Below are 3,506 nucleotides of genomic sequence, written 5' to 3'. Positions count from 1 at the left end.
GGGGGGTCTTCCCGGCCCCGCCGTTCTTCGTGTCCTCGTGCCGGGTTCTCCGGCGCGGGCGCGACTACGCGGCGCGCGCCTTGGCGCAGTGCCCGGCCGCCGCCGCGGCGACCCGCCCGAGCGCCTCGTCCTTCCCGCACGGATGCGCCCCGAGCGACACCTGGCGGGCCACGATGGACCGCTCCGTGCGCATCAGCCGCCACCCCCGCCGCAGCAGGAACGGCACCGACTTGCGGCTCTCCCGCAGGTCGCGCAGGAGCCGGCGGCGGAACGTGGTCGAGGGCCGTCCGCGCAGACACAGCGCGTCGGCGAGCACGCCGAGGTCCCGGCACCGGTGCACGATGTCCGCCGCGAAGATGCCCTCCGCCAGGAACAGCGGGGTGCGCGCGATGTCGAAGGCCTCCGAGCCGGTCCGCGAGCTCGTCGAGATGTCGTACACCGGCACCTGTGTGCGGCCCTTCGCGCACAGGTCGGAGATCGCGGCGAGAGCAGCGTCGGCGTCCCAGGAGCCGGGCGAGTCCCAGTCGATGTCCGCGGTGCCGGGCACGAGCGGCAGCGTCGGGTCGTCCGCCTCCTTGTAGAAGTCGTCCAGGCAGAGCACGGGCAGCCCCGAGCGGGCGGCGAAGGACGACTTGCCGGATCCGGAGGGGCCGGAGACCAGCACGACGCGGGTCGGTATCGGAGGATGCGCACTCACGAGAGTCCAGTGTGAGGCATCGGGGCGCCGCCGCCGACCCCGCGTCACCGCGTTGTGGCACGGGCCACGTCGAGTGCGACTACGCTACGTGGTTCGACCGTCACCCACAGGACACGAAAGGCGCGGCGCGACTCTCATGGCCCGACACGCAGCCCCCAAGAACCCGATGCCGACCACCGGTGCCCGCCGCACCCTGCTGCGCGCGGGACTGACGATGGCGGCGGCCGGCGCGGCGGTGGCCGCGGGTGCCACCGGCGCGAGCGCCGCCGGTGGCGTCGACCCGCTGACGCCGCTGACCTCGGCGGTCGACGCGTCCACGACGTACGGCCTGGCCCCGGTGAAGAACCTGCAACTGGACCCGCTGGCCGGGACCGGGGTCGACCCGCTCGACAACGCGGTGGGCACCCAGGTCGCCGACTTCCAGCCGCTCAGCACCGCCGCCGTGACCGGCCCGGTGACGTCCGGCAGCTCGCTGTCCGAGCTCCCGGTCGTCGGCGCGGCGACGGGCCTGCTGCCGGGCTGACCGGCGCGAACGCGCGGGCGGGGCCGGGCGGTTCAGTCGTCCCCGGCCCCTGCCCCGGCCCCTGCTCCTGCCCCGGCGGCGGAGCGCAGCGGCACCTCGCGCACGGCCCAGGACGCCGCGAAGGCCACGGCGCACAGGAGCGCCGTGCCGAGGGCGACGCCGTGCACCCCGTCGACCACGCCCGAGCGGAACGCGGCGCCGCGTGCCCCCTCGGCGACGCGCCCGGCGAACACCGAGCCGAGCACGGCGACACCGAGCGAGCCCCCGATCGTGCGCAGCAGGGTCTGGGTGCCGCTCGCGGCGCCGATGTCGCGTGGGTCCGCGCTGTTCAGCGTGATGAGCATCGCGGGTTGCAGCAGGCAGCCGAGCCCGGCGCCCAGGGCGAGCGTCAGGGCGGACGCCGCCCAGACGGGGGTGGCGGCGCCGAGCAGCAGCAGGGCGAGCGCGCCCGCCGTCGCCAGCGCGCCGCCCGCGATCGGGTAGCCGCGGTAGCGGCCACCCGCGCCGACCCTTCTGCCGATGGCCAGTTGGGCCCCCATCATGCCGAGCATCAGCGGGAGCAGCAGGAGCCCGCTCGCCGTCGCCGACCGTCCCCGCACATGCTGCATGTACTGCGGCAGATAGCTGGCGGCCGCGAGCATCGCGGCGCCCGCGACGAAGCTGAGGACCTGGGCGACGGTGAAGTTGCGGTCCGCGAAGAGGCGGGGCGGGATGACCGGCTCGGGCGCGCGCCGCTCCACCCGCACGAAGGCGGCGAGCGCGGCCGCGGTGACCGCCACGAGCCCCGCGACCTGCGGTGACGCCCAGGCGTACGTGGTGCCCGCCCAGGCCGCGAGCAGGGTCAGGGCGACGATCGCGGCGGTCAGCAGTCCGGCGCCGGCGAGGTCGACGTGGCGCCGGGGGCGGACGGCGGGGGAGGTGCGGACCCGGACGCCGAGGCCGATGACGGCCAGCGCGACGGCCCCGACGGGCACGTTGACGTAGAAGACCCAGCGCCAGTCGAGCCGGTCGGTGAGGAAGCCGCCGATCAGCGGGCCGCCGATCATCGCGGCCGGCAGCAGGACGCCGATCAGCGACTGCGAGCGGCCGGCCTCGGCGGGGGTGAGGAGGGTGCCGATGAGGGACAGCGCGCCGACGAACAGGCCGCCGGCCCCGAGTCCCTGTACCGCGCGGAAGGCGATCAACTGCCCCATGTCCTGGGCGAGTCCGCACAGTGCGGAGCCCGCGAGGAAGACGGTGATCGAGGCCACGTAGCCACCCTTGCGTCCCCACAGGTCGCCGAGCTTGCCCCACAGCGGGGTGCTCACGGCGGTCGTGAGGAGGTAGGCGGTCACGACCCACGACAGGTGGGGGAGGCCGCCGAGGTCGTCGACGATGACGGGCAGGGCGGTGCCGACGATCGTGCCGTCGAGCGTCGCGAGCACGATGCCCAGGAGCAGTCCGGCGATCACCGTGCGGGACGGCGGGGCGGGTGCCCGGCCGGCCGCGGGTGCCGTCTCGGTGGGTGTCGTCATGGGGGCCGCCCTCAGGCCGCGTACGGGCGGCGGGACTTGGCGTCGCGCAGGGCGTGGGCCCACCAGGTCAGCTGGTCGAGCAGGGCCTTCGCCGCCGCGTCCACGGCGGGGTCGTCGACCCGGCCGTCCGCGTCGAAGGAGCCGGTGGCCTGGTGGAAGCTGACGGTGTTGCGGATCGTCGTCGCGTTCAGCTCGGCCATCACGACCCGCAGGTGCTCCACCGCGCGCAGACCGCCGGACAGGCCGCCGTAGGAGACGAACGCGACGGGCTTGCCGTGCCACTCGGCGTTGTGCCAGTCGATCGCGTTCTTCAGGGGCGCCGGATAGCTGTGGTTGTACTCCGGCGTGACGAAGACGAACGCGTCGGCGGCGGCCAGCCGCGGCGACACCGCCGCGAGGGCCTCCCGGGTCCCGGGCGGCGGCTCCTCGCCGAACGCGGGCAGGACGGTGGGCAGCGGCGTCTCGGCCAGGTCGACGATGTCGGCGCGCAGGTCGGGGCGCTGTCCGAGATGGCCGGTCAGCCATCGGGTCACGACGGGGGCGAAGCGGCCCTCGCGGGTGGAGGCGACGAGGACGGCGACGCGGAGCGGGGCGGTGGGCTGCTCGGTGCTGGACATGGTGGACCCCCTGGTCGGGTACGCCGATGTGTACGGCGTATCTCTTGCGTACAACGTACACACCGAATGTGTACGGCGTCCACCGAGGGATACGCTGTACGCGAGACATCGAGCGGGAGGAGCCGACCGTGGCGGCACAGAAGGAAGCGGGCGAA

Annotated in this window: 4 protein-coding genes; 1 reads left to right on the top strand and 3 read right to left on the bottom strand. The window is 74.9% G+C overall.

All coding sequences use genetic code 11. The annotated features are described in order from the left end of the window. Nucleotides 1-64: 64 nt before the first annotated feature. Complete coding sequence (locus GTW43_RS32360; protein ID WP_343246183.1) at nucleotides 65-697, bottom strand: ATP-binding protein; 633 nt, start codon at nucleotides 695-697, stop codon at nucleotides 65-67. A gap of 136 nt (nucleotides 698-833) precedes the next feature. On the opposite strand from GTW43_RS32360, the gene GTW43_RS32355 reads away from it, so the two are divergent. Then, nucleotides 834-1,220: a hypothetical protein gene (locus GTW43_RS32355; RefSeq protein WP_161305534.1), complete on the top strand. Its 387-nt coding sequence runs from the start codon at nucleotides 834-836 to the stop codon at nucleotides 1,218-1,220. A gap of 32 nt (nucleotides 1,221-1,252) precedes the next feature. Here GTW43_RS32355 and GTW43_RS32350 read toward each other — a convergent pair whose 3' ends face one another. Next, entirely contained in the window at nucleotides 1,253-2,734 is a 1,482-nt protein-coding gene (locus tag GTW43_RS32350; RefSeq protein WP_161305533.1) for an MFS transporter, read from the bottom strand. An 11-nt stretch (nucleotides 2,735-2,745) separates the two neighbouring features. Next, on the bottom strand, nucleotides 2,746-3,351 hold the full coding sequence (locus GTW43_RS32345; protein ID WP_161305532.1) for an NAD(P)H-dependent oxidoreductase: 606 nt from the start codon (nucleotides 3,349-3,351) through the stop codon (nucleotides 2,746-2,748). Nucleotides 3,352-3,506: the final 155 nt, after the last annotated feature.

Source organism: Streptomyces sp. SID5785 (genome assembly GCF_009870065.1).
Classification (GTDB): Bacteria; Actinomycetota; Actinomycetes; order Streptomycetales; family Streptomycetaceae; genus Streptomyces.
This window is presented reverse-complemented; position numbering and strand designations above follow the sequence as displayed.